Genomic DNA, 5,483 nt, shown 5'->3' with positions numbered 1-5,483 from the left:
GAATACAGGTATGCCATCTTCAGTATCTATAAGTCCGTAACCTTCACATTCATGGCCTTCGTATTCAATGCCTTCAAAGAATACGTGATCGCCTAATTCTTTATTGGCCATCAAATTGTGCAATTTAAAGAGCAATTCTTCTCTAGTAAAATATGTACCATTATCTGCTACAAGATGAGCCATAATTTCTACCTGCCACATACCATCTTCTTTATCTTCTTCGTGTAACTCCTCATCGGTTACACGTTCATTATCAAAGAGTTGGTCTTTACTTTCAATCCAAGATTCATAGGTTACTAAGATTTCAGGTTCTTCTAATCTATCGTCGTCATCTGCTTCATCATCTACATAGTTCTTTACATTTTCATTGTATTCTTTGGAAAACTCTTCTCTACTATATGTTTGCTTATTAAATACCCAATGTACTACATCATATGTAGGATAGTTATCTTCATCGCAATCAGTAACGTCTTCAGTATCTTTACTATTTTTCTTATCAAAGACATTCTTAATGGTTTCAAATATCAAAGGATAATCCTCCTTGTACTCTTTTGGCTTAATTTTAGATAGGTGATATTTTACCACTTCACAACACCAAACAAGCTGTTTATCTAAGTGAGCTTCTTTCGTCACTTTTATGCCCATCTCTATTAACTGTAATGCTTTCTGCACATGTTCAGATTCGTAGCTTTCACCAATAGCTAACATCCCATGAGCATAACCACAACGATAGTACCAAGACCAATCACGATGTGCCTCATCGATTCGTTCAAACAACTCAATAGCCTCTGATGCGCGGCCATTATTGTTATACATACGTCCTAAGGTACTTAATAGTATAGGCGACAAATTATCGATGCCTATGTTAGTTAATAATTCCATCGCACGCTTAATATCGATGCCCTCTTGTTCATTAAGGAGCTTAACCTTTTCCGCATCACTTAATTCTTGAAACTCTTCATCTGTAATTTCTTCTATATTAAAATATAAGTTCTTAATAAAGTCAGCAAAGTTATCTGCTAAGGGAGTGATTGAGTAATCACCTTCTTGATCTACTCGTACAACCTTAGGTTCACCGGTAGGACCACAGTCACGATAATCGAGGAAAATCATATCATGCCCACCAGAAATGGTATCAGCTACAACGACACCGATAGGAGGATATTCCCATTTAGAGATCCAAAACTCATTTCCCATCTCACCTAAAAGAGAGTATTTTTTATCTCTATCGATGCCATATATTCCTGTTATATATACACAATCGTCATCATCGTTAATAAAACAATTTTTCTTTACTACACCACCATTATGGTTTTTAAGTAGCTCAATATATGCTGCAGGCAATGTATAGCCAAGCTCAGCTTCAGCAGCCTTAATATCCTCATCGGTAACAGGTTTACCTATATAGGATTCAAATGCATAATCAACATCGTTCCAAAATCCTGTCCAATTAAAGTCTTTCGGATTACTCATAATACTCTCTCCTAGTTTAAACCGATATAATCTAATTTTTTAATTACTCATTCATAGAATAAGTTTTGATTAAAGCTTTTACCTCACGTCGTATCAAAATAGTATCTACAATATAGGAAACGATGATATAATGAGATGCATTTATAATCGCTATAGGCGCTAATATAATTGCCACCCATAATAAATCTAGAGGATATGCATACCACTTAATATCTATGGTATTTAAAATGGGTATCACATAGTCTATCACTCTTAATTCCCATTGCATTAATGGATTTAAGTCCTCACTTGTTCCTACTAGCCAAGCGAAGATAATCCCAAAAAGCAAAAAATATACTATGCCAACGGGAATTAATATCTTCGCTCGCTTTTTTAATAGATTACGACAAATCTCATCTTCTTCCTCTGGTGCTATATCATATAACATATTGCACTGAATCTGAATCCGTCTAAATCGATAGCGAATATACTTATACAAAATGTTATTCGGTGTATATAACATAATAGACTCCACATATAAGTTATACTAGCAAAATCATGGAAAATATATCATCCATCTATGGCAAAATAATGTAAATCTTTGAATTCATCATCCCAAAATGTAAAAGAAAAGATATGGGTATCATCAAAGGTTTGCTCGCAATAGGTTACAGCATCACGTTCTGGTTCAATAATAGGCATACCAATGCGTGATTTCACGTCATCAATAGTTATATCACCATACCAATCTCGTATTTCGTTATAAATGAAAGTTACAATTGCATCTATATGTTTATGGTAATTAACAGCTAATAGCTTTGCCGTATCTAAATTAGTATCTGTTGGTTTCTCATCCCAGCAAAACTGTATTCCTTCGTAGAATAGGGTATATTGCCTTAACTGTTCATCATAAATTACAGGATTAGTCATCGTTTGTACCCATTACATAGCTTTCCATTTTTGGTCTTAAATCTAGTACGACTTCCCAATCATCTAATGATGGCACCTTATGATGTGCAATCAAACCCTCTATTATTTGAAATGCCTCTTGAGGGCCTAACTCGTTTTTACCGTATATAATTGCACCCTGCTCACCATCATTAGTTACACTAAGCTCTATATGTAATAAATCGGTATCTTGATCACTACAAACCTGTACAAAGTTATACAATTTATTATCTATCGGAATTGCCTTTGCTGGTGATATAACTACAAAATCCTGCTCTTGATCCTCAATAGCGTAGAGATTTTGCTCAACCTCATTCAATGTAATTCCTTCATACTTATAGTCACCTACATCAATTGACCAATCTGTATAAGTTTTCTCAACTGCATCTGCCATATGTATCTCCTCAACTTTACAATATACATTAGAATAAGGTTTCTAATTGACCTGCCATATCTGCTATAAACTCATCAAACTTGCAAAATTCATGTAACTCTTGATGCTCTATATCATAACAACCAATCTTTTTAGATTTAGGATCCCATACAATTTGCCAATCATTATACTCGCCTAGCTCTTTAGATAGTCGTAATAGTTTACGACGGCCCACTTTAAATGGCACTGTATCAATTAGAGGGAAAAATTCTAAGGATGTAAAATCAGACTCTGGCAATTCAAAATAAAGATTATCCGACTCTAAAAATGCAACTAATGCTTTTGGTAGTTTAAAAGGTTTCAATTGATCCATTTTATTCTGTAAATCATGATACTCAGCTGGTTCTAGATTTTTAAAATACACAGCCATTTCCATATCGCCCTTTTCAATGGCAATGCTATAAGGACGCATACCATCCTTTTCCGTGATAGTCACATCCGCACCATGTTCTACCAAGTATTTACACATCTGTAAATCTACGTACCGAGCAGCTACACATAATGGAGTCGGCTTAAAAGGATATACAGAATCAGGCTTATTGTAATTAATATCTACACCATTATGAATAAAGAAATCTAGAACCTCATAATTTTCATCTGTAATAGCATTTCTAAAAGCTTTACCGCCATACTTCTGTACTGTATGGCCTAAGTCATGAATCAGTTGTAGGTTCTCATATTTCTTGCCATATAAGGCAGCTTGAAAAGCATCTACCTCCACAGAATTCAATCCGTGAATGTTAGCACCATGATCTACAACATAATCTATTATCTCTTGATCAGCATACCGTACAGCTAATAGGAAGCTTGGATTTTCTTCATCATTTAGATCTGCTCCATGTTCAACTAACCATTGAACACTTGGCAAACAGTTCATTACTAATGCCAATTCTAGAGGGGAATACTCACTGTACTTACCCAATTGTACAGGTTTATGAATATCCCAACCATCTGCTAATGTATTTTCTAAAGCTTCAATATTTCCTTTTACAATATCTATTACTATTTCAGGTACAGATTCAAAGGTACCTAAATCCTTTAGATCTATCATGTCACTCTCCCATGAACTATATATTTAAAGTGATTATCACTAATTACATTATATTACATTTATAAGTATGAGTGTATAGTAAAAGCCCTTCGCATAGCGAAGGGCTAATCTATTATTTCTCTTGTACTTGTTTACCACTCATATGTTCAATAGTGATTTCAAACATTTGAACTGCTCTACCAGCATGAGCAATATTCTCATCTACAAGTTGCTCGCTAGGATAATATTTCATAGCAAATTCTTTTAATCGATCTATAGATTCTGAACCGGCCTCTAGCAAACGACATCTTCCAAATACGACTACACTTTGTACATACGGCGCCCAGGATTCAGATTCATCAATACGCTCATTACCATATACAGTAAAACATACCTTATCTGAATTTTTCAATGCATCTACCTTATGACCAGCTTTAGCTCCATGAAAATAAATTTTCTGTGTTTCATTATCATAAAAATAATTAATAGGAATAGCATAAGGGTACCCATTATCGCTGTTCATAGCTAAAATACCTCTGCGATTAGATTGTAATAAAGCTTCTGTAGCAGCACGATCTATTTCATTTATCTTATTACGAATAGGTTTAAACATAATATATCTCCTAATTTTATTTACTAATTGTATTTACAAGATACATAAAAGTACCACTATTAGTATCATCAACTTTAGAGTATTCTTTCCAATTTATAGGATATATCCCCGTTAATACTATAGGTGCTTCCATTCCACGCATTGTTCCTTTTCCTGTATTAGCGGCCCAATTCATACATCCAGTTTTAATGGAACCATCCTCAATAGAAAATTCGGCGTATGTACAATTTACTTTTGTCGGAGGCTTTAGATAAGACATCTCACTAGTTATCTTAATAGTATAACCTTCAATAAATTTACTAGTTTTATTTCTGAACTCCTCTATACGCATTATATCTTTTAAGTAGTTATAACAACCTTGTTCCTTAGCACCTTGCTCCTTCAACACATACACTTCATCATTTATAGTTTTAATACATTTTCTTGTCGTATATTTAAGCTCAATGTGTATTTGTAGCTGTTACAGGATTTGTCATATTATAGCCGAACAAGATTGTTAAGCACATTCATACCATCATCAATATATTTTTCATCTCATACCTCACATTTACATCGAACATAATATCTGAGAACATTTGTTTGTTTACATGCTTATATTAGCACACGAACGAATGTTCGGTCAAGTGTTTTAGAACAAATGTTAGCAAAAACTTTTAAAATTGCCTATAATAGGTATATAAGATAAGTAATTATCTTATGTTTTTATTATATAGTACGAAATGAGTAAATTTTTCCACATATATATTAATATTATTTTGACATTACATTGACTATGGAGGTTCATCGTGAGACGCCCTGCTACAGATATTAATACTAAACAGCGCCGTATATTAGATTTTATTAAGGACTCATTACATAATGAATATCGTTGTCCTACTGTTCGAGAAATCTGTACCCATGTAGGCCTTAGTTCCACTTCTACTGTGCAATCTCATTTGAACGCTCTTGAAAAGTTTGGTTATATTAAACGGGATCCTAATAAAAATCGTGCTATTACAGTACTAGAG

Annotated in this window: 8 protein-coding genes; 1 reads left to right on the top strand and 7 read right to left on the bottom strand. The window is 33.9% G+C overall.

Annotation, left to right across the window (positions count from 1 at the left end; translation table 11 throughout):
- The 7 genes from Q0F90_RS06790 to Q0F90_RS06760 all read right to left on the bottom strand — a co-directional run.
- Nucleotides 1–1,473 (bottom strand): SMI1/KNR4 family protein (locus tag Q0F90_RS06790; RefSeq protein ID WP_296004298.1); only part of this gene is annotated, 1,473 nt, incomplete at its 3' end.
- A gap of 43 nt (nt 1,474–1,516) precedes the next feature.
- A complete protein-coding gene (locus tag Q0F90_RS06785) occupies nt 1,517–1,975 on the bottom strand; it encodes a glycosyl transferase family 4 (protein WP_296004297.1) in 459 nt (152 codons plus the stop codon).
- A 47-nt stretch (nt 1,976–2,022) separates the two neighbouring features.
- Nucleotides 2,023–2,382, bottom strand: coding sequence for a hypothetical protein (locus Q0F90_RS06780; RefSeq protein ID WP_296004296.1), 360 nt, complete (start codon nt 2,380–2,382; stop codon nt 2,023–2,025).
- Complete coding sequence (locus Q0F90_RS06775; RefSeq protein ID WP_296004295.1) at nt 2,375–2,794, bottom strand: bacteriocin; 420 nt, start codon at nt 2,792–2,794, stop codon at nt 2,375–2,377. Before Q0F90_RS06775 ends, Q0F90_RS06780 begins: the two co-directional genes overlap by 8 nt.
- A 28-nt stretch (nt 2,795–2,822) precedes the next feature.
- Nucleotides 2,823–3,884 carry an ankyrin repeat domain-containing protein gene (locus Q0F90_RS06770; RefSeq protein ID WP_296004294.1) on the bottom strand — a complete coding sequence of 354 codons (1,062 nt, stop codon included), beginning with the start codon at nt 3,882–3,884 and terminating at the stop codon, nt 2,823–2,825.
- A gap of 112 nt (nt 3,885–3,996) precedes the next feature.
- Complete coding sequence (locus Q0F90_RS06765; RefSeq protein ID WP_296004293.1) at nt 3,997–4,476, bottom strand: pyridoxamine 5'-phosphate oxidase family protein; 480 nt, start codon at nt 4,474–4,476, stop codon at nt 3,997–3,999.
- A gap of 16 nt (nt 4,477–4,492) precedes the next feature.
- Nucleotides 4,493–4,864 (bottom strand): hypothetical protein, encoded by a 372-nt coding sequence (locus tag Q0F90_RS06760; RefSeq protein ID WP_296004292.1) that lies wholly within the window; start codon nt 4,862–4,864, stop codon nt 4,493–4,495.
- 397 nt (nt 4,865–5,261) lie between these two features.
- Here Q0F90_RS06760 and Q0F90_RS06755 point away from each other — a divergent pair.
- The coding region (locus tag Q0F90_RS06755) for a LexA family transcriptional regulator (RefSeq protein ID WP_296004291.1) at nt 5,262–5,483 on the top strand (222 nt) is incomplete at its 3' end.

The sequence above is a fragment of the uncultured Veillonella sp. genome, assembly GCF_934190855.1.
Taxonomy (GTDB): Bacteria; Bacillota; Negativicutes; order Veillonellales; family Veillonellaceae; genus Veillonella.
This window is presented reverse-complemented; position numbering and strand designations above follow the sequence as displayed.